Source organism: Pseudomonas koreensis (assembly GCF_024169245.1).
Lineage (GTDB): Bacteria > Pseudomonadota > Gammaproteobacteria > Pseudomonadales > Pseudomonadaceae > Aquipseudomonas > Aquipseudomonas koreensis_F.
Genome location: NZ_JALJWP010000001.1, coordinates 3143041 through 3166105, shown reverse-complemented (window position 1 = coordinate 3166105; position 23065 = coordinate 3143041). Strand labels below are relative to the sequence as shown.

20 protein-coding genes and 4 tRNA genes are annotated in these 23065 nt (G+C 59.5%); 9 read left to right on the top strand and 15 right to left on the bottom strand.

Features of this window, described 5'->3' with window-relative positions:
- Positions 1-202: 202 nt before the first annotated feature.
- The 5 genes from J2Y90_RS14260 to J2Y90_RS14240 form a co-directional block, all read right to left on the bottom strand.
- Positions 203-610, bottom strand: a complete 408-nt coding sequence (locus J2Y90_RS14260; RefSeq protein ID WP_253500558.1) for a sel1 repeat family protein — start codon at positions 608-610, stop codon at positions 203-205.
- Complete coding sequence (locus J2Y90_RS14255; protein ID WP_003223109.1) at positions 611-982, bottom strand: hypothetical protein; 372 nt, start codon at positions 980-982, stop codon at positions 611-613.
- Positions 979-1320, bottom strand: a complete 342-nt coding sequence (locus tag J2Y90_RS14250) for a helix-turn-helix domain-containing protein (RefSeq protein WP_253500529.1) — start codon at positions 1318-1320, stop codon at positions 979-981. The genes J2Y90_RS14255 and J2Y90_RS14250 overlap by 4 nt, the downstream gene beginning before the upstream one ends.
- 112 nt (positions 1321-1432) lie before the next feature.
- On the bottom strand, positions 1433-1888 hold the full coding sequence (locus J2Y90_RS14245; protein ID WP_016773733.1) for a YkvA family protein: 456 nt from the start codon (positions 1886-1888) through the stop codon (positions 1433-1435).
- A 293-nt stretch (positions 1889-2181) separates the two neighbouring features.
- Entirely contained in the window at positions 2182-2898 is a 717-nt protein-coding gene (locus J2Y90_RS14240; protein WP_007950433.1) for an FKBP-type peptidyl-prolyl cis-trans isomerase, read from the bottom strand.
- 269 nt (positions 2899-3167) lie between these two features.
- Here J2Y90_RS14240 and J2Y90_RS14235 point away from each other — a divergent pair, with 269 nt between their 5' ends.
- Both J2Y90_RS14235 and J2Y90_RS14230 read left to right on the top strand, forming a co-directional pair.
- Positions 3168-4979 carry a di-heme-cytochrome C peroxidase gene (locus J2Y90_RS14235; protein ID WP_253500524.1) on the top strand — a complete coding sequence of 604 codons (1812 nt, stop codon included), beginning with the start codon at positions 3168-3170 and terminating at the stop codon, positions 4977-4979.
- Positions 4976-6145 (top strand): catalase family protein, encoded by a 1170-nt coding sequence (locus J2Y90_RS14230; RefSeq protein ID WP_253500522.1) that lies wholly within the window; start codon positions 4976-4978, stop codon positions 6143-6145. Before J2Y90_RS14235 ends, J2Y90_RS14230 begins: the two co-directional genes overlap by 4 nt.
- A gap of 89 nt (positions 6146-6234) precedes the next feature.
- Here J2Y90_RS14230 and J2Y90_RS14225 read toward each other — a convergent pair.
- The 4 genes from J2Y90_RS14225 to J2Y90_RS14210 all read right to left on the bottom strand — a co-directional run bounded on the left by J2Y90_RS14225 (position 6235) and on the right by J2Y90_RS14210 (position 6768).
- Positions 6235-6311: transfer RNA gene (locus J2Y90_RS14225), tRNA-Asp, on the bottom strand.
- A gap of 19 nt (positions 6312-6330) precedes the next feature.
- Positions 6331-6406 (bottom strand) — tRNA-Val (locus J2Y90_RS14220).
- A 190-nt stretch (positions 6407-6596) separates the two neighbouring features.
- Positions 6597-6673, bottom strand: a tRNA-Asp gene (locus J2Y90_RS14215).
- A 19-nt stretch (positions 6674-6692) separates the two neighbouring features.
- Positions 6693-6768 (bottom strand) — tRNA-Val (locus J2Y90_RS14210).
- Positions 6769-6927: 159 nt separating this feature from the next.
- On the opposite strand from J2Y90_RS14210, the gene rdgC reads away from it, so the two are divergent.
- The 3 genes from rdgC (at position 6928) to sugE (ending at position 9396) form a co-directional block, all read left to right on the top strand.
- Complete coding sequence (gene rdgC, locus J2Y90_RS14205; protein WP_253500520.1) at positions 6928-7848, top strand: recombination-associated protein RdgC; 921 nt, start codon at positions 6928-6930, stop codon at positions 7846-7848.
- A 148-nt stretch (positions 7849-7996) separates the two neighbouring features.
- A complete protein-coding gene (locus J2Y90_RS14200) occupies positions 7997-8962 on the top strand; it encodes a bile acid:sodium symporter family protein (protein WP_253500518.1) in 966 nt (321 codons plus the stop codon).
- A gap of 119 nt (positions 8963-9081) precedes the next feature.
- A complete protein-coding gene (gene sugE, locus J2Y90_RS14195) occupies positions 9082-9396 on the top strand; it encodes a quaternary ammonium compound efflux SMR transporter SugE (RefSeq protein WP_041479526.1) in 315 nt (104 codons plus the stop codon).
- A gap of 114 nt (positions 9397-9510) precedes the next feature.
- Here sugE and J2Y90_RS14190 read toward each other — a convergent pair whose 3' ends face one another.
- The 4 genes from J2Y90_RS14190 to J2Y90_RS14175 all read right to left on the bottom strand — a co-directional run bounded on the left by J2Y90_RS14190 (position 9511) and on the right by J2Y90_RS14175 (position 14285).
- Positions 9511-11382, bottom strand: coding sequence for an MFS transporter (locus tag J2Y90_RS14190; protein ID WP_253500516.1), 1872 nt, complete (start codon positions 11380-11382; stop codon positions 9511-9513).
- Between the two features lie 97 nt (positions 11383-11479).
- The gene (locus J2Y90_RS14185; protein ID WP_253500511.1) at positions 11480-12631 is read right to left on the bottom strand and encodes a TDT family transporter; all 1152 of its coding nucleotides are present in this window, start codon (positions 12629-12631) and stop codon (positions 11480-11482) included.
- A 105-nt stretch (positions 12632-12736) separates the two neighbouring features.
- Positions 12737-13048 carry a cupin gene (locus J2Y90_RS14180; protein ID WP_253500509.1) on the bottom strand — a complete coding sequence of 104 codons (312 nt, stop codon included), beginning with the start codon at positions 13046-13048 and terminating at the stop codon, positions 12737-12739.
- A 49-nt stretch (positions 13049-13097) separates the two neighbouring features.
- A complete protein-coding gene (locus J2Y90_RS14175; RefSeq protein WP_253500507.1) occupies positions 13098-14285 on the bottom strand; it encodes an MFS transporter in 1188 nt (395 codons plus the stop codon).
- A gap of 91 nt (positions 14286-14376) precedes the next feature.
- Here J2Y90_RS14175 and J2Y90_RS14170 point away from each other — a divergent pair, with 91 nt between their 5' ends.
- Together J2Y90_RS14170 and J2Y90_RS14165 are read left to right on the top strand one after the other, a co-directional pair.
- Positions 14377-14919, top strand: a complete 543-nt coding sequence (locus tag J2Y90_RS14170) for a TetR/AcrR family transcriptional regulator (protein ID WP_253500506.1) — start codon at positions 14377-14379, stop codon at positions 14917-14919.
- A gap of 256 nt (positions 14920-15175) precedes the next feature.
- On the top strand, positions 15176-18646 hold the full coding sequence (locus J2Y90_RS14165; RefSeq protein WP_253500505.1) for a hybrid sensor histidine kinase/response regulator: 3471 nt from the start codon (positions 15176-15178) through the stop codon (positions 18644-18646).
- Positions 18647-19306: 660 nt separating this feature from the next.
- On the opposite strand, the gene rmuC is transcribed toward J2Y90_RS14165, so the two are convergent.
- Both rmuC and J2Y90_RS14155 read right to left on the bottom strand, forming a co-directional pair.
- Positions 19307-20671: a DNA recombination protein RmuC gene (gene rmuC / locus J2Y90_RS14160; protein WP_253505165.1), complete on the bottom strand. Its 1365-nt coding sequence runs from the start codon at positions 20669-20671 to the stop codon at positions 19307-19309.
- A 175-nt stretch (positions 20672-20846) separates the two neighbouring features.
- Complete coding sequence (locus J2Y90_RS14155) at positions 20847-21170, bottom strand: sel1 repeat family protein (protein WP_253500504.1); 324 nt, start codon at positions 21168-21170, stop codon at positions 20847-20849.
- Positions 21171-22081: 911 nt separating this feature from the next.
- Here J2Y90_RS14155 and J2Y90_RS14150 point away from each other — a divergent pair.
- Together J2Y90_RS14150 and J2Y90_RS14145 are read left to right on the top strand one after the other, a co-directional pair.
- Positions 22082-22306 carry a hypothetical protein gene (locus tag J2Y90_RS14150; protein WP_016773719.1) on the top strand — a complete coding sequence of 75 codons (225 nt, stop codon included), beginning with the start codon at positions 22082-22084 and terminating at the stop codon, positions 22304-22306.
- Positions 22307-22575: 269 nt separating this feature from the next.
- Entirely contained in the window at positions 22576-23058 is a 483-nt protein-coding gene (locus J2Y90_RS14145; protein WP_041479533.1) for a hypothetical protein, read from the top strand.
- Positions 23059-23065: the final 7 nt, after the last annotated feature.

Here is a 23065-nt window from a genome sequence, read left to right as displayed (position 1 = left end):
CTGGAGCATGAGCGGTCCCTCGCGCAAGAAATTAGTCGCGGGAACTGTGCGGGGGATCAAAGAGGAAAGAAGTCAGGCGAGTAGGCAAAGGATGTAGGACTAATCTGCAATCAAGCATCCAGCGAAAAACGCGCGAGCAAAAACGCAAAACGCAGCGCGAGGAAAACCTCACGCCGCGTTTACTTGAAAGACATACCTGGAATTACAGCGTTGAATCACCAGCCTTCAGCTGTTGCAGCTTGAGCTCGGCCAACGGATGCCCGGCCTTGGCGGCCATGCTCCACCAACGAATGGCTTCAGCGGGATCTGGTGCTTTGCTCGGGGTACCGGCGAGGCTGATCACGCCGACTTGATAGGCCGCTTTACCGTCGCCGGCCAACGCCGCCAGACGCAGTAAACGCACGCCTTCTTCACGCGCGCCCAGACCGACGCCACGAAAGGTCAGAATGTGCCCGTAAAAGCTTTGCGCGCCGACATCGCCGAGGTTGGCCATGCGCGCAAACTGGCCTTCAAGCCAGCGCCAGCCGCGCGGCTGGCGAACGAACCACGACCAATGAAACAGCCTGCGGGCCAGCCAGTATCCGGCCCGCGCCTTGAGGCGCAGAAACACTCAGGCCTCCGCCGATTCCGGGTACTCGTATTCGAAGACGCGCACCACTTCCGACGCATGCCAGGACGCCGCCGCCACGCCATCCGACGGTCCGGAAAAACGCCCCAGACGCTCGACGCATTCAAAAAAACCGGTACGCGGCAAGCGACTGGCTCCCTGACTGATGACCAGCGAACTGCGCAATGGCTGCTCGGCTTTGGCATCCAGTGCGGCCAGATGCTCGAGCGCGGCCGTCAGCGTCTGCATCGCCGGAGTCGGCAATTGCAAACGCTCAAGCAAGGCTCGATAGGTCAGAAGATGGCGCTGACGGCGCGCCTGATCCAGTTCCCCCAGCAATCCGTCCCAATGTTGACGGCTGATGCGTACGCTCACGATTCATCCCTCCACCCTGGCACCGTCAGTTCCCAAGCCAGGCTGCGGCGAATCGCGGCGTCGGGTTGACGCTCACCACTTTCGATCATGGCCAGATAAGACGGGCTGATGCCTACCGTGCGGGCCAGCGCCTCGATGGCGATGCCCTTCCCTTCGCGCAAACTGCGTAGCTGATCCAGACCCGGAAGAATCGGATCTGGCGATGCGGCGAGCGGCACTGCAGGCTGCTGCGCCGGTGTTGCGTTGATCCCTGCTGCTTTCAGTAAAGCCTGATATTGAGCCCACGGCAGAACCGCGTATTCGGGTTCGCCATCGCGTGCAATTATCTGAATATCCATGACTACCCCGTAGGACAACAACACTTAGCGAGTCGGCACTTTTCCCTAGAAGTGTAATCCTAACAGCGGCCAAGGTCGCGGGGGGTATCTATCTACAGGCAGCCTTTCTCAGTCAGGGCTTTTTCGGGCCTTGCAGTTGCAATTGCTCAGGGGTGTCGGGCAGGCGTTCGACCACCGCCAGCTTTTCCGGTTGCTGGCGCTTGCGCCACAGGCGGAAGGCATTGAGCTCGTCATCGAGGGTTTTCATCAGCCAGGCGAGAACGGCGATGTCATCGAGCATGCCGAACATGGGAATGAAATCCGGGATGGCATCGACAGGGCTGAGAAAGTACATCAGGCCAGCGACCACCGAGATCAGCGATTTGGCACTGATCGCGCGGTATTCGCCGCGCCAGTAAGCCAGGCACAGCGACTGCAGCAAGCGCAGATCATCCTTCAACTTCCCGAGGCGATTGCCTTGCGCAGCGCCTTTGCTGGCCACGGCAAACAACAGAGTAGGCAGGCGTCCACGGGCCAGCAGGCGTCCGGCCAGGGGCAGGAATCGAGCGAAATTCCACGGAGCTTTCATCTATTCTTCCCATTGAAATGTTATCCACACAAATTGTGGATAACCTTGTGAACAGAGCTGCATTTCTACGCTGAAAGCCCCGTCTCATAAGGGCTGCGCTCAGATCGGGCATTTTTTACTCACCTAAAAAAGCCCAATATTTCATTGACTTGGCGGCTCGGGGCGGCTAGCGCGAACAGCCTCAAAGCTATGACTGTGTTGAATGGCGTCAGTTCGCTCTGTTTACCTTTGCCAGCTTTCAGATGCAACAACGCCCCGCATAAGCGAGGCGTTGCTGTTGATACCGTTGCGTGTTACTTGGCAGCGGCGTCTTCTTTGGCTGGATCCTTGATGGCCAGCAGTTCCAGGTCGAAGACCAGAACTGAATTGGCCGGGATCGCCGGGCTTGGCGACTGAGCGCCGTAAGCCAGATCGCTAGGGATGTACAGTTTGTACTTCTCGCCAACGTGCATCAGTTGCAGACCTTCGACCCAACCCGGAATCACACCGCTGACCGGCAGATCGATCGGGCTGCCGCGCTCGACGGAGCTGTCGAACACAGTGCCGTTGGTCAGCTTGCCGGTGTAGTGAACTGTCACTACGTCGGTCGGCTTAGGCTGTGGGCCATCGGCTTTCTTCACTACTTCGTACTGCAGGCCGGAAGCGGTGGTGGTTACACCTGCCTTCTTGCCGTTTTCTTCGAGGAATTTCTTGCCGGCAGCTGCCGACTCTTCGCTCATTTTGGCCATGCGCTCTTCAGCACGCTTTTGCAGCGCGGCGAAGGCTTCAACCAGTTCTTCATCTTTCAGCTTCTGTTCTTTCTTGCCAACGGCATCTTCGATGCCCTGGGCTACCGCTTTGGAGTCCAGATCATCCATGCCTTCCTGGGCAAGGCTTTTGCCCATGTTCAGGCCGATGCCGTAGGAAGCTTTTTGCGCCGGGGTTTTCAGCTCTACGCTGGTCTGCGAGTCACAACCCGCGAGTACCAGGCTAACCAGGGCTACCGCCGCCGCCAACCGATGCTGTTTCATGCTATTTCCTTGTTCATGCGCCGAATGGGCAATCGAGTAAAGCCGCGAGCTTATCAGGCCGCCACGACCAATGGCTACCGGCATGAGAGCAGGAATCTTCTGATAAGTTCAGGGATTAAAACGCATTTGGCCGATGGCTGGATGAAGCTTCTGTCATCCACGGATGACAAGGGTCGTCGGCGCTTGCCACTGCCTCCGGCGTAATGGCCACTTGCCCAGCAGTCGCTGCTCAGGCATAACAGCGCAACAATTCGACAAGGATGTTTAACTTGCGCCTCTTATTCCGCGTTCTCAGTCTGGTGATCGTGCTGGCGGTAATCGCCGTTGCAGTGATTGTCTATTACCTCGCCAATCCGAAATTGCCCTTCTACACCCCGCCGCAACAGGTACGTTACCTGGACCAGTGGAGCGAAGAACAACGGCAGACCTACTACTTCACGCCGCAAGGTACGCAAGTCAAAGGCCTGCGTTACGAGTGGTTCCAGGCACTGGAATTGCCCTTCTCCGAACAGCGCTTCGCCTCCCCCGAGTACCTCGCCCGCTTCGGTTTCCTGGTCGACCCGCAGCAGAAAGCGAGCGCCAGCAACCCGGGCAACCTGCCAGTCGGTTTCGCCCGGCACCAGAATCCCGGCAACGCTTCCGAACACTTTCTGGACATCACCTGCGCCGCTTGCCATACCGGCGAATTGCGCTTCAACGGTCAGGCCGTGCGCATCGATGGCGGCACCGCGCAACATGTGTTGCCTTCCAGCGTTCCTACATTGCGCGGCGGCAGTTTCGGACAGGCCTTGGTCGCAAGTCTGGCCTCGACCTACTACAACCCGTGGAAATTCGAGCGCTTCGCCCGTCAAGTGCTCGGTGAAGATTACGACGCGCGTCACGGGCAATTGCGCAAAGACTTCAAAACCTCGCTCAACACTTTCCTCAAAGTGGCCTGGAACGACACCCATCGCGGCCTCTACCCGACCGAAGAAGGCCCGGGGCGCACCGACGCGTTCGGACGGATTGCCAACGCGACCTTCGGCGATGCCATTTCCCCTGCCAATTACCGCGTGGCCGATGCGCCGGTGGATTACCCGCAACTGTGGGACATGTGGACGTTCGATTGGGTGCAGTGGAACGGCTCGGCGCAGCAGCCGATGGCACGCAATATCGGCGAGGCGCTCGGCGTGGGTGCCACGCTGAATTTCTTCGATGGCAACGGTCAGCCGCTGCAGGGCGCTGAGCGCTACTCCTCCAGCGTGCGCGTGCGCGATCTGCACGCCATCGAAGAAACCTTGCAACAACTGAAGCCGCCCACCTGGCCGGAAGATCTGTTCGGTGCGGTCGACAAGCCGTTGGCCGCCAAGGGCCGTGCGCTGTTCACCGAAAACTGCGCCGGCTGCCATGTCCCGCGTCAATCCCGGGAAGGCGAACGCTGGGTGCAGCAATTGCAGATGCTGCCCGTGGACATGATCGGTACCGATCCCAACGCGGCCAATAACATTGCCAGCCACCGTTTCGACCTGAGCGCACTGCAATGGGATGTCAAAGAACTGGAAAAGATGGACGTCAAGCTGCACCCCGAACCCAAAGAGCCGCTCGATCCGAGCCAACTATCGGTAGCCAAAGGCCTGGCTTACGTCACCGCGTTCGTGGAGAACCGTGCCTATCGCGAAGCGAAGATCACCCCGGAAGAAAAACCGCGTATGGACGGTTTCGGCCTGCCGATCGGCGTGCGCGAAAAAGTCGCTTACAAGGCACGACCGCTGGCCGGGGTATGGGCGACTGCGCCGTTTCTGCACAACGGTTCGGTGCCGAGCATTTATCAGTTGCTGTCACCGCAGGATGAGCGCGCAACCACCTTCTATAAAGGCACAGTCGAATACGACCCGCGCCATCTCGGCTACCGCACTGAGCCTTTCACCAACGGTTTTCTGTTCGACACGCGCATCAGCGGCAATCACAACAGCGGCCACGAATTCCGCGCCGGCGCACGCGGTAACGGGGTGATCGGCCGGCTCCTGCAACCCGAGGAGCGCTGGGCGCTGCTCGAATACCTGAAAGTATTGGGCGGACCACTGGAGGCGCAGTTGCCATGATCATGCCGACATTCAAAAGGGAACTGCCGCCGTTGGCGCGTTTCTGGCTATGGCTGGGGCGCTTGCTTGGCAAGTCCTTGCTGATCCTGCTGGTCATCGCCCTCCTTGGCTGGGCCATCGCCACCGCGTGGTTCGCCTGGCAGCATCGTGGGCCGGTATCCGCGCAGGAGCAGATTCCAGCGGGCGAAGCGGCGATGACGCAGGACATCATTCAAACCGCAGTGCGCATCGTCGACCAACACCGCGAAAGTACCCGCTATCTGCGCGATGCCCACGCCAAGGCGCATGGCTGCATGAAGGCGCAAGTGCAGGTGTTACCGCAACTGGAGCAATCGCTGCGACAAGGTGTGTTCAGTGAGCCGGGCAAGACCTGGCAGGCGTTGATCCGCTTGTCCAACGGCAATGCCTATCCGCAATTCGACAGCATTCGCGACGCGCGAGGCATGGCGATCAAGCTTCTCGACGTGCCGGGCAAGCAATTGCTCAGCGATAAGAGTGACCGGCATGAACAGGATTTCGTGATGTTCAGCCATCCGAACTTCTTTGTCAGCGATGTCGCCGAGTACCGTCAGAATGTCGCGGCGCAGGCTGACGGCAAGAAGGTCATGGCGTTTTTTCCGACATGGGATCCGCGCTCCTGGCAGGTCCGTCATCTCTTTATTGCGCTGGCTACCCTGTCACCGCCGCCGGACAGTCCGACCACGACCACCTATTTTTCGGTATCGCCCTACAAGTTCGGCGAGGCCAATGCGAAGTTCCGCGTCGCGCCGGATCCGGACAATTGCCCGGCGTATGCGCTGCCCAAACAGAATCACGACCTGCCGAATTTTCTGCGCAGCGCACTGAACCAGCAGTTGTCGACGGATCGGGTGCCCGCGTGCTTCGCCTTGCAGATCCAGCGCCAGGACGCGAACAAATACATGCCGATCGAGGACACGAGCATTGAGTGGCGTGAGCAGGATGCACCGTTTGAAACCGTGGCGCGGATCACCCTGCCCGCGCAGGACTTCGACACGCCGGCGCTGAATCTGCAATGCGACAACCTGTCGTTCAATCCGTGGTTCGGCATCGAGGCGCATCGGCCGATTGGCGGGATCAATCGCTTGCGCAAGGCAGTGTACGAGGCGGTGAGCGATTATCGGCATGCCCGCAATGCGGCGCAGTAGCGCGGCGATTTTATAAATCGCAGACAGCAAAAAGCCCGCACAAGGCGGGCTTTTTGTGGTGTCTGGCGTTCAGTTCCAGATACCGAATATGGCGCAGCGGACGGGACTCGAACCCGCGACCCCCGGCGTGACAGGCCGGTATTCTAACCGACTGAACTACCGCTGCGCTAAACACTTGAAACGAATGGTGGGTGATGACGGGATCGAACCGCCGACATTCTGCTTGTAAGGCAGACGCTCTCCCAGCTGAGCTAATCACCCTTCGCTTCGTTACGGGGCGCATTATGCCACAGGTTTTCGTAAAGTGTTGATTTAATTGAATATTTTTCAAAAAAATCTGAAAACCGGTGAAACGATACATCCCGCATGTACAACCTTGAGACAGAAAAAAACCCGCCTCAGCGGGTTCTTCCTTGGTGACCTGGCGTTCAGTGTTCCAGGTTACCGAATATGGCGCAGCGGACGGGACTCGAACCCGCGACCCCCGGCGTGACAGGCCGGTATTCTAACCGACTGAACTACCGCTGCGCTAAACACTTGAAACGAATGGTGGGTGATGACGGGATCGAACCGCCGACATTCTGCTTGTAAGGCAGACGCTCTCCCAGCTGAGCTAATCACCCTTCGCTTCGGTGTGGCGCGCATTCTACGGAGCACCCCCACCTCTGGCAAGCACTTTTTTAAATAATTTTCCGAGGCCTTCCAAAGGCTTAGAGAAGGGTTGGCCTATGCCCCGGCGAAGACAATAATGCCCCCCTTTGTATAAAGGAGTGACTCACCCCATGTGGTTCAAGAACCTGCTGATCTATCGCCTGACCCAAGACCTGCCTGTCGATGCCGAGGCGCTGGAGACTGCACTGGCGACCAAACTGGCGCGGCCGTGTGCAAGCCAGGAGCTGACCACTTACGGTTTCGTTGCACCATTCGGCAAGGGCGAAGATGCGCCGCTCGTGCACGTCAGCGGGGATTTCCTGCTGGTCGCCGCTCGTAAAGAAGAACGCATTCTGCCGGGCAGCGTCGTGCGTGACGCGGTCAAGGAAAAGGTCGAAGAGATCGAAGCCGAGCAGATGCGCAAGGTCTACAAGAAGGAACGCGATCAGATCAAGGATGAAATCATCCAGGCATTCCTGCCGCGCGCGTTCATTCGTCGTTCGTCGACCTTCGCTGCCATCGCGCCGAAACAGGGCCTGATCCTGGTCAACTCGGCCAGCCCGAAACGCGCCGAAGATCTGCTCTCAACCCTGCGCGAAGTGATCGGCACCCTGCCCGTCCGTCCATTGACCGTGAAAATGGCGCCAACAGCGGTGATGACCGAGTGGGTCACCACGCAGAAAGCCGCCGACGATTTCTATGTGCTGGATGAGTGCGAACTGCGCGACACCCACGAAGACGGCGGCATCGTCCGTTGCAAGCGTCAGGACCTGACCAGCGAAGAAATCCAGCTGCACCTGAGTACTGGCAAAGTCGTCACTCAGCTGTCGCTGGCCTGGCAGGACAAACTGTCGTTCATGCTCGACGACAAGATGACCGTCAAGCGCCTGAAATTCGAAGATCTGTTGCAGGATCAGGCGGAACAGGACGGCGGAGATGAAGCTTTGGGTCAGCTGGATGCCAGCTTCACCCTGATGATGCTGACCTTCGGCGACTTCCTGCCGGCGCTGGTTGAAGCGTTGGGTGGGGAAGAGATGCCGCAGGGGATCTAAAGCCCTGCGAGGTTCAAACTGTAGGAGTGAGCCTGCTCGCGATGAGGGACTGACATTCAACGAATATGTTGACTGATAGACCGCTATCGCGAGCAGGCTCACTCCTACATTTGTTTTGTGCTGTTCTTTTAATAACAAGGATCAAGCCATGCGCGCACTGGCTGCACTCAGCCGCTTTGTCGGCAATACCTTCGCTTACTGGGTTCTGATATTCGCCGTCGTGGCGTTCCTGCAACCGGCGTGGTTCATCGGTCTGAAAAGCGCGATCGTACCGCTGCTGGGTCTGGTGATGTTCGGCATGGGCCTGACCCTCAAACTTGAAGACTTCGCCGCCGTCGCTCGGCATCCGTGGCGGGTGGCGCTGGGCGTGGTTGCGCATTTCGTGATCATGCCGGGTGTGGCGTGGTTGCTCTGCCAGGTTTTTCACCTGCCGCCGGAAATCGCCGTCGGCGTAATTCTGGTCGGCTGCTGCCCGAGTGGCACGTCGTCGAACGTGATGACCTGGCTGGCGCGCGGTGATCTGGCGCTTTCCGTGGCGATCGCCGCGGTCACTACCCTGCTTGCCCCGTTGCTGACCCCGGCGCTGATCTGGCTGCTCGCCTCGGCGTGGTTGCCGGTGTCGTTCATGGAGCTGTTCTGGTCGATCCTGCAAGTGGTGCTGCTGCCAATCATTCTCGGCGTGGTCGCACAGCGTCTGCTCGGCGACAAGGTACGGCATGCGGTGGATGTGTTGCCGTTGGTGTCGGTGGTCAGCATCGTGATTATCGTCACCGCCGTCGTGGCGGCGAGTCAGGCGAAAATCGCCGAGTCCGGTCTGCTGATCATGGCAGTGGTGATGCTGCACAACAGCTTCGGCTATCTGCTCGGTTACTTCACCGGGCGCCTGTTCGGCTTGCCTTTGGCTCAGCGCAAGTCGCTGGCACTGGAAGTCGGTATGCAGAACTCGGGACTGGGTGCGGCGTTGGCCAGTGCGCACTTCTCGCCGCTGGCGGCGGTGCCGAGCGCTCTGTTCAGCGTCTGGCACAACATTTCTGGTGCTCTGCTGTCGACGTACTTCCGGCGCATGAGCGAAAAGGAAGACCGCGACAATCTCGCGCAACGGGCGGTCGACTGAGCCGAAAACTTGATCCCCGGGTTAATGCTCGTCACTATATTGCGCAACGCGGGGACGACCCTGCGGCTCGTTCGAGTCATTAATCTGGGGACGACCCCGTCAATCGATGGAGGTCCTGCATGTCCTGGATCATTCTGTTTTGCGCCGGCCTGTTCGAAGTCGGCTGGGCCGTCGGGCTGAAATACACTGACGGTTTCACCCGCCCGCTCCCCACCGCCCTGACCGTTGCCGCCATGGCTATCAGTCTGGGTTTGCTGGGCCTGGCGATGAAGGAATTGCCGTTGGGCACGGCTTATGCGATCTGGACTGGCGTCGGTGCGGTGGGTACGGTGATTGCCGGGATCATTCTGTTCGGCGAATCGATGGCGTTGATCAGGCTGGCGAGTGTGGCGTTGATCGTCACGGGTTTGATAGGCCTTAAAGTCAGCGCTTAAGCCACTACCGTCTTCGCGAGCAGGCTCGCTCCCACATTCAACCGCATTCCGTCATTGGAACACGGTCACCTGTGGGAGCGAGCCTGCTCGCGAAGGGGCCTTTTGATGCACCGACTATCTAACAGATCCGCGCAACTCCCCCACCAACTCTTGCAACTTCGCCGGCTCCGCCCCTTCGGTAATCGCCGGTCCTGCCACCAGCGTCACCCGCGACCACAGCCGCTGGAACAAGCCCTTGTTCGGATCGCGACTGAAGAAACTCCCCCACAACCCCTGCAACGCCAGCGGGATCACCGGCACAGGCGTCTCTTCGAGAATCCGCGTCACACCACCGCGAAATTCGTTGATCTCGCCGTTGGCGGTCAATTTGCCTTCCGGGAAGATGCACACCAGTTCGCCGTCCTTCAGATATTGAGCAATGCGCGTGAAGGCTTTTTCGTAGATCTGGATATCTTCCTGGCGTCCGGCGATAGGAATCGCGCCCGCCGTGCGAAAGATAAAATTCAGCACCGGCAAGTTGTAGATCTTGTAGTACATGACAAAGCGAATCGGCCTACGCACTGCCCCGCCGATCAGCAAGGCATCAACGAATGACACGTGATTGCACACCAGCAGCGCCGCCCCCTCGTCCGGGATCGCTTCAAGGTTGCGATGCTCGACGCGGTACATGGAATGGCTGAGCAGCCAGATCATGAAGCGCATGCTGAACTCGGGCACGATCTTGAAGATGTAGGCGTTGACGCCAATGTTCAGCAGCGACACCACCAGGAACAGTTGCGGAATCGACAACTTGGCAACACTCAACAAAACGATCGAAACAATCGCCGACACCACCATAAACAGCGCGTTGAGAATGTTGTTGGCGGCAATCACCCGCGCCCGCTCGTTTTCAGCCGTGCGCGACTGGATCAGCGCGTACAACGGCACGATATAGAAGCCGCCGAAAATGCCCAGGCCAAGGATGTCGATCAACACCGCCCAGGTGTGAACGAAGCCCAACACGGCAATCCAGCTATGGCCGGTGACGCTGTCCGGGATGCCCCCGGAATGCCACCACAGCAACAGGCCAAACACGGTCAGGCCGAACGAGCCGAACGGCACCAGACCGATCTCGACTTTGCGCCCGGAGAGCTTTTCGCAAAGCATCGAACCCAGCGCGATCCCCACCGAGAACACCGTCAGAATAAGCGTCACCACTGTTTCGTCGCCGTGCATCCACTCCTTGGCGTAGGCCGGGATCTGCGTCAGGTAGATCGCCCCGACAAACCAGAACCACGAGTTGCCGACAATCGAGCGCGACACCGCTGGCGTCTGGCCCAGGCCGAGTTTCAGCGTCGCCCAGGACTGGCTGAAGATGTTCCAGTTCAGGCGCATTTCCGGCGACGATGCCGCCGCACGCGGAATGCTGCGGCTGGCCAGATAACCCAGCACGGCAATGCCGACGATCGCTGCGGAGACCACCGGCGCGTAGTGCTCGGACGACATCATGATCCCGGCGCCGATGGTGCCGGCGAGAATTGCCAGAAACGTGCCCATTTCCACCAGACCGTTGCCGCCGACCAGTTCGTCATCGCGCAAAGCCTGCGGCAGGATCGAATACTTCACCGGGCCGAACAACGCCGAGTGTGTGCCCATGGCGAACAGCGCCACCAGCATCAGCGACAGATGATCGAAGAGAAAGCCGATCGATCCTACGGCCATGATGGCGATTTCCGCGAGTTTGATCAGACGGATCAACGCGTCCTTGGCGAATTTTTCCCCGAACTGCCCGGCCAGCGCCGAGAACAGGAAAAACGGCAGGATAAACAGCAGCGCGCACAGATTGACCCAGATCGAGCGGTCACCCTCGATGGTCAGCCGATAGAGGATGGCGAGGATCAACGACTGCTTGAAAACGTTGTCGTTGAACGCGCCGAGCGACTGGGTAATAAAGAAGGGCAAAAAGCGCCGGGTGCGCAACAGGTTGAACTGTGAGGGGTGACTCATCTTCCGTGTTTCCTGATGTTAGGTAGTGAGGCCTGGGGTGCTTGTTATTGGAATCCCGCACCGCGATCCAGGCCACACCTTACCTAAACTTTTCAGTTTATTTCTTCAAACCTGCGATACACGGCGAGACAAACAGCTCGCCACGCCACGCGCCCTGCACGGTGCGCTTGCCGACGATCAGCCACATCGCCGCCAACAAAATCACCAGCGCCGTACCGAACATGCTGAAAAACGTCAGATCGAGGATGCTCGCCAGTTTCAGCGTCGCCAGGGAATACACGCCCAGCGGGAAGGTGAAGCCCCACCAGCCGAGGTTGAACGGAATGCCGTCACGCAGATAACGCACGGTGATCAACAGCGCCATCAACATCCACCACAGACCAAAACCCCACAGCGTAATCCCCGCCACCAGGCCCAGACCGGAAGCGATTTCGCCGACACCGGGCAGACCATTCGCGGCAAAAATCGCTGGGGCCTCACCGCCCAGCAGCAACATGCCCAACGCACCGGTGCCGATCGGCCCGAGGGCCAGCCAGCTCGACGCAGCCATGTTTTCGTGGGGCAGTTTGTGCAAGGCCATGCGCAACAACAGGATGGTCAGGATGCTGAACGCCACCGGCAGGGAAAAAGCCCAGAGCACATAGCTGGTGGTCAGTACGATGAGTTGCGCATGAGCGTCGGTCAGATGCGGGGCGAGCAAGCCGCCGCTGGCCGCTGCCACTTCCGCCGCCACTACTGGCAGCAACCAGACCGCGGTCATCTGATCGATGCTGTGTTCCTGACGGGTAAACATCATGTACGGAATCAAAACACCGCAGGCCAGCGACATCGCGACATCGATCCACCACAACACTTCAACCAGTTGAATGACATCGTCGCCCCAGCGCGGCAGGCCGAACAACAGAAAGCCGTTGATGATCGTCGCCAGGCCCATGGGAATGGTGCCGAAGAACATCGACACGGTTGAATGGCCGAAAATCCGCCGCGCCTCGTCAAAGAACAAAATCCACCGCGCAGCGTAGGCAGCGGTAAACAGCGCAAACAACACAATATTGAACAGCCACAGCGCCTCGGCCACGGCGCGCAATCCGGGAATGGCCAGTGGTAATTGTGCCAGCGCCAATGCCAGCACTCCGGTACCCATGGTCGCGGCGAACCAGTTAGGCGTGAATTGACGGATCACTTCGCGCGGATGCTGAAGCTGGCTGAAAGGCTTGTAGCCGGGGGTGACACTGTTGGGGCAAATCATCATGAACTCCTGTCCTCTGGTGAGGTTGAGCCCATGGTAGATCTGAATCGAATATCGATATAACGGGTAATATCTCTAACTGTTATCTGTTTTGCAGATAAACAGTTAAACGCTGCCTTCGGCTTCCACCACCAGAATCCGCGCCACTCCTTGCGGATGGGCGACATGCTCGGTGCCGACCGAGGCGTAGAAAATGTCGCCCACTTCCAATAGAACGTGTCGCTCTTCGCCGCTTTCGCGAAAGTGCATCTGCACCTGACCATCGAGCACCACGAACACCTCCTCACCGTCGTTGACGTGCCACTTGTACGGCTGGTCGGTCCAGTGCAGGCGCGTAGTGATGCCGTTCATATTGGCGATGTCCAGCGCACCCCAGGCGCGTTCGGCGGTAAACGATTTACTGCGGATAATCTTCATGAGTCGATCCGTGAGAGAAGTTCGCCAAGGCTAACCGAAACCGCGGCGCTCAAGGAGCGCTGCAAACTTTGCGCGCCGGCGGACGCAGACTGAGCAGCAGCGCAGCCACGGCCAGCACGATCAACACAACGCCGTAACCATCAGTAGTCGCCAGGAGCCCGAAACTGCGAGCCAGATGCCCGGCCAGCAGCGCCGGCAAACAGAACGCCAGATAACTGAGCGCGTAATACGCCGACATCAACCCGGCTCGCTCGTGGGGCAAGGCCAGCGGCACCAGACTGCGCACAGCCCCCAAAAAGCCCGAACCGAAACCGCAACCGGCGACCAGCGTGCCGAAGAAAAACAGCGACAGGCTAGCGCCATGCACTCCGAACAAAATCAATATCAGCCCGACCGGCAGCAAGCTCGCGCCCAGCCGCAGTGCCTGAGCGGCCGGGCGGTTACGCATCGTGAAGATCATCAACGCGCCGGTCACGGTCAGTGCCGCAACCGTCGCACCGCCGATCAGATTGGAGGTCGAGCCAGTGGCCGTGCGCACCAATGACGGTGCCAGCGAGGCATAAAAACCTCCCAGCGCCCAGGTTGCGGTGTTCAGTGGCAGCACTCGCCACAACGTTGAACGCGCCTGCACCGGCACATGCAAGGTCGGCCGCAACGACGCCCACGCCCCGCTCTGTCGCGAGACACTTTCCGGCAAGCGCCAGACATACAGGCCTTGCAACACGAACAACGCCAACAGCAACCCGTAAGTCAGTTGCAACGGTGCCGGTGCGAACTCTGCCAGCAAGCCACAGCCCAAACCGCCCAAAGCCATTCCGAGTAACGGCGCGACGCTGTTGATCAACGGCCCCTGCTGGCGATCGGTGTCGAGCAATGTTGCGCTCAAGGCGGCAGTGGCCATGCCGGTGGCGAAACCCTGCAGCACCCGCGCGCCGACCAACCAGGCGACGCTGTCGGCATAAATGAACAGCAGCATGGCCAGCGCATTGAGCAGCACAGCGGTGAAAATCACTGGCTTACGCCCCAGATGGTCGGATAGCGAACCGACCGTCAGTAACGCCGCCAGCAGACTCAACGCATAAACGGCGAAAATCAGCGTCAGCATCGCCGCTGAGAAGTGCAGCTGGTCCTGATACAAGCGATACAAAGGCGTCGGCGCGGTGGAAGCGGCGAGAAAACTGAGTAAGGTGATCGCCAGAAACCACAGGCTGGATCGATGGGACGCAAGGCTGGTCATAGGCACACTCCGCAAAAGCTAACTTTTTGCTTTTGCGGAGTGTGCTACCGCTTCGCGCTTAAAGCAAATTCTTTGTGTTAAGGTCTGGGCCATGGCTATTAAAGAAGGTTTACGCCCCGGTGGCCGCAGTGCCCGGGTGCAAGAGTCGATTCATTCGGCGGTCAATGCGCTGCTGCAAGAGCAGGAACGTTCCACCGTGACCGTCCCGCAAATCGCCGCCCGCGCGGGCGTTACGCCGTCGACAATCTATCGACGCTGGGGTGATCTGGCGGCGTTGCTGGCGGACGTCGCCCTCGCCCGCATGCGCCCGGACAGCGAGCCGGCGAACACTGGCAGCCTGCGTGGCGATATCCGTGCGTGGGCCGAGCAGTACCTCGACGAGATGAGTTCGGAAGTCGGACGCAACATGATGCGTGACGTGCAGGCGAGCGCGACGCCGGGGTATTGCGTGGCAATCATTGGTGCGCAGTTGCAGACCATTGTCGATCGCTATCCGCATGAGAAAACGCCGAGTGTCGATCGCTTGATCAATCTGGTGGTGGCGCCGGTGGTGTTCCGGATTCTGTTTTCGGCGGCGGCGCTGGAGGTTGATGAGTTGCACCGCCTGATCGATATTGCGCTGCGTCCGGACTGACGCAAGCATTGATGTAGGAGCTGACGAGTGCAACGAGGCTGCGATCTTTTGATCTTCAACATCAGGATCAAAAGATCGCAGCGTGCCGCAGCTCCTACACGATTGCGCTAGGCAGGATCAACGCACAAACGCAATGATCCATGCCTGCGACACCCCGCCACGCCACGACCTTGGTCGACACTGACTAACCGCCGCGCCCGTGCGAGACTGTCCGCCCGGGCAGGCGTGCCGGGGAGTCTTTTGTCGGGAGTGCTGCATGTCGTTGTCCACCGGGCTGATCGCCGTCGTTGCCCTGGCCTACATGGCCATCATGTTCGCCATCGCCTTTTACGGCGACCGTCGCAGCACGCCGTTGCCGCCGCGAGTGCGTGCCTGGGTGTACAGCCTGTCGCTGGCGGTTTACTGCACCAGTTGGACCTTCTTCGGCGCGGTCGGCCAGGCGGCGGAACAACTGTGGTCGTTCCTGCCGATCTACCTCGGCCCGATCCTGCTGCTGGTGGGCGCGCCGTGGGTCCTGCAGAAAATGGTGATGATCAGCAAACAGGAGAACATCACCTCCATCGCCGACTTCATCGCCGCGCGCTACGGTAAATCGCAATCCCTGGCGGTGGTCGTAGCGCTGATCTGCCTGGTTGGCGTCTTGCCCTATATTGCCCTTCAGCTCAAAGGCATTGTCCTCGGCGTGAACCTGTTGATCGGTGCCGGCGCCGATGCCATGGGCACCCGCGCCCAGGACACGGCGCTGATCGTGTCGCTGGTGCTGGCGTTGTTCACCATCGTTTTCGGCACGCGCAACCTTGATGCCACCGAACACCACCGCGGCATGGTCTTGGCAATTGCCTTCGAATCACTGGTCAAGCTGTTCGCTTTTCTTGCTGTCGGCGCTTTCGTTACTTACGGTCTGTATGACGGTTTCGACGACCTGTTCAATCAGGCGATGCTCGCCCCGCGCCTTGAAGCCTATTGGAAGGAAACCATCAACTGGCCGTCGATGGTGGTGCAGACCGGTGTGGCGATGATGGCGATCATCTGCCTGCCCCGGCAATTTCACGTCACCGTGGTGGAGAACATCGACCCGCAGGATCTGCGTCTGGCGAAATGGGTGTTCCCGGCTTATCTGGCGTTGGCCGCACTGTTTGTAGTCCCGATCGCCCTCGCCGGTCAGATGATGCTGCCCAGCCACGTGCTGCCCGACTCGTTCGTGATCAGCCTGCCGCTGGCCCAGGCCCATCCGGCGCTGGCGATGCTGGCGTTTATCGGCGGTGCATCGGCAGCGACCGGCATGGTGATTGTCGCCAGCGTCGCGCTGTCGACCATGGTTTCCAACGACATGCTGTTGCCGTGGCTGCTGCGCCGCAATAACGCCGAGCGCCCGTTCGAAGTGTTCCGCCAGTGGATGCTCTCAGTGCGCCGGGTCAGCATCGTGGTGATTCTGCTGCTGGCCTACGTCAGCTATCGCTTGCTCGGCTCGACCGCGAGCCTGGCGACCATCGGCCAGATCGCCTTCGCGGCGGTGACGCAACTGGCGCCGGCGATGCTTGGCGCGTTGTACTGGAAGCAGGCCAACCGCCGGGGCGTGTTCGCCGGCCTCGCCACCGGCACGTTTCTATGGTTTTACACGCTGGTGCTGCCGATTGCCGCGCACAGTCTCGGCTGGTCACTGGCGAGTTTCCCCGGCTTGGCGTGGCTGCACAGCAATCCGCTGAACCTGCCGATCACGCCGCTGACCCAAGGCGTGGTGCTGTCGCTGGCGGGTAACTTCACCCTGTTTGCCTGGGTCTCGGTGCTGTCGCGCACGCGAGTTTCCGAACACTGGCAGGCCGGGCGTTTCATCGGCCAGGAAATCAGCGCACGGCCCAATGGTCGTTCGATGCTGGCGGTGCAGATCGACGATCTGCTGCAACTGGCGGCACGTTTCGTCGGCGAAGAACGCGCGCGGCAGAGCTTCATTCGTTTCGCCTACCGCCAGGGCAAGGGCTTTAACCCCAACCAGAACGCCGACAGCGAATGGATCGCACACACCGAACGCCTGCTGGCCGGTGTCCTTGGCGCATCGTCGACGCGTGCTGTAGTAAAAGCCGCCATCGAAGGTCGGGAAATGCAGCTGGAGGACGTAGTCCGGATCGCTGACGAAGCCTCGGAAGTGCTGCAGTTCAACCGCGCGCTGTTGCAAGGCGCGATCGAGAACATCACGCAAGGCATCAGCGTGGTCGACCAATCGCTGAAACTGGTGGCGTGGAACCGGCGTTATCTGGAGCTGTTCAACTACCCCGACGGCCTGATCAGCGTCGGCCGGCCGATTGCCGACATCATTCGCTACAACGCCGAGCGGGGCCTGTGCGGCCCCGGCGAGGCCGAAGTGCACGTTGCGCGCCGCTTGCACTGGATGCGTCAGGGCCGCGCGCACACCTCCGAACGGCTGTTCCCCAACGGCCGGGTGATCGAACTGATCGGCAACCCGATGCCCGGTGGCGGTTTCGTCATGAGCTTCACTGACATTACTGCGTTTCGCGAGGCCGAACAGGCGCTGACCGAGGCCAACGAAGGCCTCGAACAACGGGTCAGCGAGCGCACCCAGGAACTCTCGCAACTCAACGTTGCACTCACCGAAGCCAAGGGCACCGCCGAGGCGGCGAACCAGTCGAAAACCCGCTTTCTTGCCGCCGTCAGCCATGACTTGATGCAGCCGCTGAACGCCGCACGGCTGTTCTCCGCGGCCCTCTCCCATCAAAACGAAGGCTTGAGCGCCGAGGCGCAACAACTGGTGCACCACCTCGACAGCTCGCTGCGTTCGGCAGAAGACCTGATCAGCGATCTGCTGGACATCTCGCGCCTGGAAAACGGCAAGATCAACCCGGATCGCAAGGCCTTCGCCCTCAACGAACTGTTCGACATCCTCGGCGCGGAGTTCAAAGCGCTGGCCCAAGAGCAAAAGCTCACGTTCCGGGTGCGCGGCAGTCAGCTGCGCATCGACAGCGACATCAAACTGCTGCGGCGGATTCTGCAGAACTTCCTCACCAACGCTTTCCGCTACGCCAAGGGCCCGGTGCTGCTGGGCGTGCGCCGGCGCGGCGACGAATTGTGCCTGGAAGTCTGGGATCGCGGCCCGGGGATTCCGGAAGACAAGCAGCAAGTGATTTTCGAAGAGTTCAAACGCCTCGACAGCCACCAGACCCGCGCCGAAAAAGGCCTGGGCCTGGGTCTGGCGATCGCCGACGGCTTGTGCCGGGTGCTCGGGCATACCTTGCGCGTTCGTTCCTGGCCGGGGCGCGGCAGTGTATTCAGCGTGACGGTACCGCTGGCGCGCACGCAAACACCTGCGGCGAGCGCCTCGGTCGAACCGAACAGCAAAATGCTCAGCGGCGCGCAGGTGCTGTGCATCGATAACGAAGACAGCATTTTGATTGGCATGAACAGCCTGCTCAGCCGCTGGGGCTGCCAGGTATGGACGGCGCGTAATCGCGACGAATGCGCGGCGATATTGAATGAAGGGGTACGGCCGCAACTGGCACTGGTCGACTATCACCTCGACCACGGCGATACCGGCACAGAGCTGATGGCGTGGTTGCGTACCCGTCTGGGCGAGCCGGTGCCCGGCGTGGTGATCAGCGCGGATGGGCGCCCGGAAACCGTGGCCCAAGTGCACGCGGCAGGGCTGGATTACCTGGCCAAACCGGTGAAGCCGGCAGCGTTGCGGGCACTGTTGAGTCGGTATCTGCCGCTGTAGGCGGTGATTTCGCCGACGCGTTCGCGAGCAGGCTCGCTCCCACAGAAAGGCAAAAGCAAAAGCAAAGATCGCAGCCTTCGGCAGCTCCTACAGTTGGATCGCATGAATTCGATGGAAATTGGTTGGCCTTCAGATCGCCATCGCGAGCAGGCTCACTCCCACAGAAAAGCAAAATCAAAAGATCGCAGCCTTCGGCAGCTCCTACAGTTGGATCGCGTGAATTCGATGGAAATTGGTTGGCCTTCAGATCGCCATCGCGAGCAGGCTCACTCCCACAGAAAAGCAAAATCAAAAGATCGCAGCCTTCGGCAGCTCCTACACAATGAGCGTTAGCTCGAGTGCTGTTGATCTTGATCTTGATCCACCGGCGACGTCGGAAGGCTGAGTGGAGGGATTGATCCGGGCGTGGGAGCGCAGCGACCGTCTGGCGCAGCCAGACACAGCGGAAGGAGGTGCAGCGAAGCAAACCGGAGCCGCTGCGCCCGGATCAGTCCCGGAGCGAAGGAACCCGAGCCTGCGAGGGCCGAACGCAGGAGCTAGCGTTTTTTGCTTACTTTTTTTGGCGCTTGTAAAAAAGTAAGTCGCCGTAAGGGCGAAACCGTAATAAGCCATCACCGCAGCAACGGATATGTCCCCAAAATCACCCTAAAAAACGACCTCTTATTCAGGCAACTCAACCAACCCATCAACATCCGTCATCGCCCGCTCAAGCAAATCCGCCGGCAAGCTCTTGCTCGCCCGCGCACCGAGCAACTTCAATTGCTCACTGCGACTGACCAGATTGCCGCGCCCTTCTGTCAGCTTGTTACGCGCAGAGCTGTAAGCCTTATCCAGTTGCTGCAAGCGATTGCCAACCTCGTCCAGATCCTGAATAAACAACACGAATTTGTCGTACAGCCAACCCGCGCGCTCGGCGATTTCCCGGGCGTTCTGGCTCTGCCGTTCCTGCTTCCACAGACTGTCGATCACCCGCAGCGTGGCCAGCAACGTGGTCGGACTGACAATCACGATATTGCGGTCAAAGGCTTCCTGGAACAGCGACGGCTCAGCCTGTAACGCAGCAGAAAACGCCGCCTCGATCGGTACGAACAGCAAAACGAAATCGAGGCTGTGCAAGCCTTCGAGGCGCTTGTAGTCCTTGCCGGCCAGGCCTTTGACGTGATTGCGCAGCGACAACACATGCTGCTTGATCGCGATTTGCCCCAACGTGTCGTCATCAGCCGCAACATATTGTTGATAGGCGGTGAGGCTGACTTTCGAGTCGACCACCACTTGCTTGTCACCCGGCAGATAAATGATCACATCGGGCTGGAAGCGCTCGCCGTCCGGGCCTTTGAGATTGACCTGGGTCTGGTACTCACGGCCCTTCTCCAGCCCTGCGTGCTCAAGAACGCGCTCAAGGATCAGTTCGCCCCAGTTGCCCTGGGTCTTCTGGCCCTTGAGCGCGCGGGTCAGGTTGGTCGCTTCGTCGCTCAAACGCAGATTCAGCGCCTGCAGACGCTCCAGTTCCTTGGCCAGCGAGAAACGCTCGCGGGCTTCGGCCTGATAACTTTCTTCGACGCGTTTTTCGAAGGACTGGATGCGTTCTTTCAACGGATCGAGCAACTGCCCGAGCCGCTGCTGGCTGGTTTCAGCGAAGCGCTGCTCACGCTCATCGAAAATCTTGCCGGCCAGCTCGGCGAACTGCGCACGCAGTTCGTCCCGCGAGCCTTGCAGATCGTTGAGGCGTTGTTGATGGCTTTCCTGTTGCTCGCGCAGTTCGGCACTCAGCGAGGCGGCGTGGGCGTCGAGGCGGCGCAACTCGGCATCTTTGTTGGCGCGTTCGAGATTCCAGGCATGGGAGGCGTCGCGGGCGTCATCGCGCTCGATCTGCAGCAGCTCGACTTCACGGCGCAGGGCGGCAAGGTCGGCCTGCTTGGCGGCGTTGGCCTGACCAAGATCGGCGATTTCGTCGCGGCTGGCTTCAAGCTGAGCATTGAGTCCGTCCTGAGCCAGTTGTGCCATGGCCAGGCGCTCTTCGAGCAACGCCAGATCAGCCTGCGCGTTGCTGGCCCGGCGTTGCAGTTGCCAGGCCAGCGCCAGCAGCGGCAACCCTGCTGCCGCCAGACCAAGCAATATGCTGGTCAAGTCCATAGCCATAGCGACTCCTGCCAATCCGATAAAGCCTGAAGGTTAACCAAGGTGTCAGGGCTTGGACAGCTCAGTCTTCGATGAGACCGAGTTCCTGCTGCGCGCGACGGTCGCCTGCGCGGGCGGCCTGACGCAGCAGTTCCTGACCGATACGCCGGTCGCGCGCGTTGCCGCATTCACGGCAGATCAGTTGGCCGAGACGGCTTTGCGCGGCGACCACACCTTCACGGGCCGGTTGCTTGAGCAGACGGCCGGCGAGATGCTTGGCGCTTGGGCTATCGCTCAGGCGCGGCGCATCGAGCAGCCATTCAGCCACGCGCACGGAGAAGCGCTTGGGCGGGGTAACAGGAGTCGGGTTCGGGCTAACGGAGTCTGATACTGAGCGAAACTTCATAAAGCACTGCGGGACAGATCGGAAGGCGCGCCACTTTACTCTCTTTTTCTTACAGGTAAAGCCGAAAAAAACCCGGCACGCCCGTCCTAGAGCAAGCGCTAGGGACAATCCACAGAAGCTGTGGATAAGTCAGTGGACAACCGCTTTACGATCCTCGCAAAGCCTTATGGAATGGGCCTCGCAGTCAAACTGACGATTTTTTCACCAACAAAAAAAGGCGATATTTTTCATTGACTTAAACTTTTGATACAGGCAGCGGCTGGAGTCAGGATCGATATGACAGTTGCGTTACGCTCCGTGCAACTAATGTGCACAAGTACCTCTGAGACGGTTATATGCGTGCGCTTTGTTGGGTCGTTTTGTGCGACGGAAAAGGCCAAAAGTATTTGCGAGAAAGCCCGCGCGCCGACGGATGGTCAGGCGCAGCCATGTCCCTTCAGGCTTTTTTTCATTGCGGGGTTTGCTTCGTCTCGACGGATCCGTTACTATCCGCGGCGTTAGTACCAAGCTGAAAGTCAATTCCGGTCGAACATCTCCCACGGTCAATCTTCCAACAGGAAGAAATATCCGAAAAAAGCGGGACCGACCCCTCGATGGTTTCCAGGTAAATCTTGCGACGACGCTGCCTTTGAATGAAAGCAAAGGGCGTTGCGAAGAACACTTACTCTGACCGAACCAACCTGCAAATTGATCAGGATCTTCACCCCGGGCCCAGAACCTTTGCCCTCGCTGTGATGCCTGTCCTCCTAAGTACCTACCTGCCAGCCCAAGCGCGCTCACTTATCAGCGCTTCAAACTGGCTGCTTTGTTCCAGTCGGGTTCTTCGTTCGATCAATGGTGATCAACGTTACTGGAACGTTTTAACGTTGCACGGTTCTTATCCGTGTCATTTGTAGGAACACCTAATAACTATGTCTACTCAAATCCAGACTCAGGATGCCATTCGCACCCTAACCAACGCTTTTGCTCCAATGAACTGCCTGATCATGGCCGCTCGCAAAGGCTGCTTCAGCTTCACCGTGGTCAATGAACACGGTATCGCTCGTCACAGCGAGCGTTTGTACCCCGATCAATACTCCAGCGCCGAACCGCTGCAGGCCGTGATCGAACGCACGCGTCAGGCACTGGTTGCCTGAAAGCCGACCAGGCTGCAAAAGCAAAGCCCTGCTGAAAAGCGGGGCTTTTTATTGCCTGATAATTCACTGTTAGCGCTGCGCTGCTAAGCATGTTCCGATCTAACGCTCGGCGAGCGTTGACGGAAATATTTTAAAAACAGTCCTTTACACGCTGAATATGACACTACACTTCAACTCAAGCGGTGACCCGCTTGCGGCGAGCCTGAGTCGATCCACTGCTGCCAAAGCCCCTTCAGGACTCGCCCTCAACAACAAGAACCGAGGGTGTTATGGGTATCGCTGCCAGCGAACTGTGCCGCTATGTGATCCGTCCCACATTGATCTATCTGGGACGCCACTGCGCAACCGCCGAATCCCTGCTGCTGGGTATCGCCGCCAGCCAGTCCGCCCTCGGGTCAGCGCTGCACGACCGCCGTGGCCACGGCCTCTACCGGATTGCCGAGCATCGTCATCAGGCGCTCTGGGACGATTATCTGGCGCTGGATCCGGAGCGTGCCAGCCTGGTGCGCGGCCTCGCCAGCCAGCATGCATTCCTCAGTGGCCCGCACCTGGAACTGACCGTCAACCTGCGTTACGCCACTGCCATCGCCTGGCTGCTGGTAGAAGAACAGAACCCCACCCTCCCCGCTCCAACTGACCTGCTCGGCATGGCGCGCATCTGGCGCCAGACCTTTCAACCGCAGGGCCGTCTGCGTGACTTCACCTGTGCCTGGCAAACCTGTGTTTCACCGCTGAATCAGGTCGCTTGCTGACCGTGCG

Bases quoted from the DNA above. Each gene is read 5' to 3' on its own strand.
- J2Y90_RS14250 (WP_253500529.1), bottom strand. From the start codon at position 1,320: ATGGATATTCAGATAATTGCACGCGATGGCGAACCCGAATACGCGGTT.
- J2Y90_RS14245 (WP_016773733.1), bottom strand. From the start codon at position 1,888: ATGAAAGCTCCGTGGAATTTCGCTCGATTCCTGCCCCTGGCCGGACGC.
- J2Y90_RS14240 (WP_007950433.1), bottom strand. From the start codon at position 2,898: ATGAAACAGCATCGGTTGGCGGCGGCGGTAGCCCTGGTTAGCCTGGTA.
- J2Y90_RS14230 (WP_253500522.1), top strand. From the start codon at position 4,976: ATGATCATGCCGACATTCAAAAGGGAACTGCCGCCGTTGGCGCGTTTC.
- rdgC (WP_253500520.1), top strand. From the start codon at position 6,928: ATGTGGTTCAAGAACCTGCTGATCTATCGCCTGACCCAAGACCTGCCT.
- J2Y90_RS14200 (WP_253500518.1), top strand. From the start codon at position 7,997: ATGCGCGCACTGGCTGCACTCAGCCGCTTTGTCGGCAATACCTTCGCT.
- sugE (WP_041479526.1), top strand. From the start codon at position 9,082: ATGTCCTGGATCATTCTGTTTTGCGCCGGCCTGTTCGAAGTCGGCTGG.
- J2Y90_RS14190 (WP_253500516.1), bottom strand. From the start codon at position 11,382: ATGAGTCACCCCTCACAGTTCAACCTGTTGCGCACCCGGCGCTTTTTG.
- J2Y90_RS14185 (WP_253500511.1), bottom strand. From the start codon at position 12,631: ATGATTTGCCCCAACAGTGTCACCCCCGGCTACAAGCCTTTCAGCCAG.
- J2Y90_RS14180 (WP_253500509.1), bottom strand. From the start codon at position 13,048: ATGAAGATTATCCGCAGTAAATCGTTTACCGCCGAACGCGCCTGGGGT.
- J2Y90_RS14175 (WP_253500507.1), bottom strand. From the start codon at position 14,285: ATGACCAGCCTTGCGTCCCATCGATCCAGCCTGTGGTTTCTGGCGATC.
- J2Y90_RS14170 (WP_253500506.1), top strand. From the start codon at position 14,377: ATGGCTATTAAAGAAGGTTTACGCCCCGGTGGCCGCAGTGCCCGGGTG.
- J2Y90_RS14165 (WP_253500505.1), top strand. From the start codon at position 15,176: ATGTCGTTGTCCACCGGGCTGATCGCCGTCGTTGCCCTGGCCTACATG.
- J2Y90_RS14155 (WP_253500504.1), bottom strand. From the start codon at position 21,170: ATGAAGTTTCGCTCAGTATCAGACTCCGTTAGCCCGAACCCGACTCCT.
- J2Y90_RS14150 (WP_016773719.1), top strand. From the start codon at position 22,082: ATGTCTACTCAAATCCAGACTCAGGATGCCATTCGCACCCTAACCAAC.
- J2Y90_RS14145 (WP_041479533.1), top strand. From the start codon at position 22,576: ATGGGTATCGCTGCCAGCGAACTGTGCCGCTATGTGATCCGTCCCACA.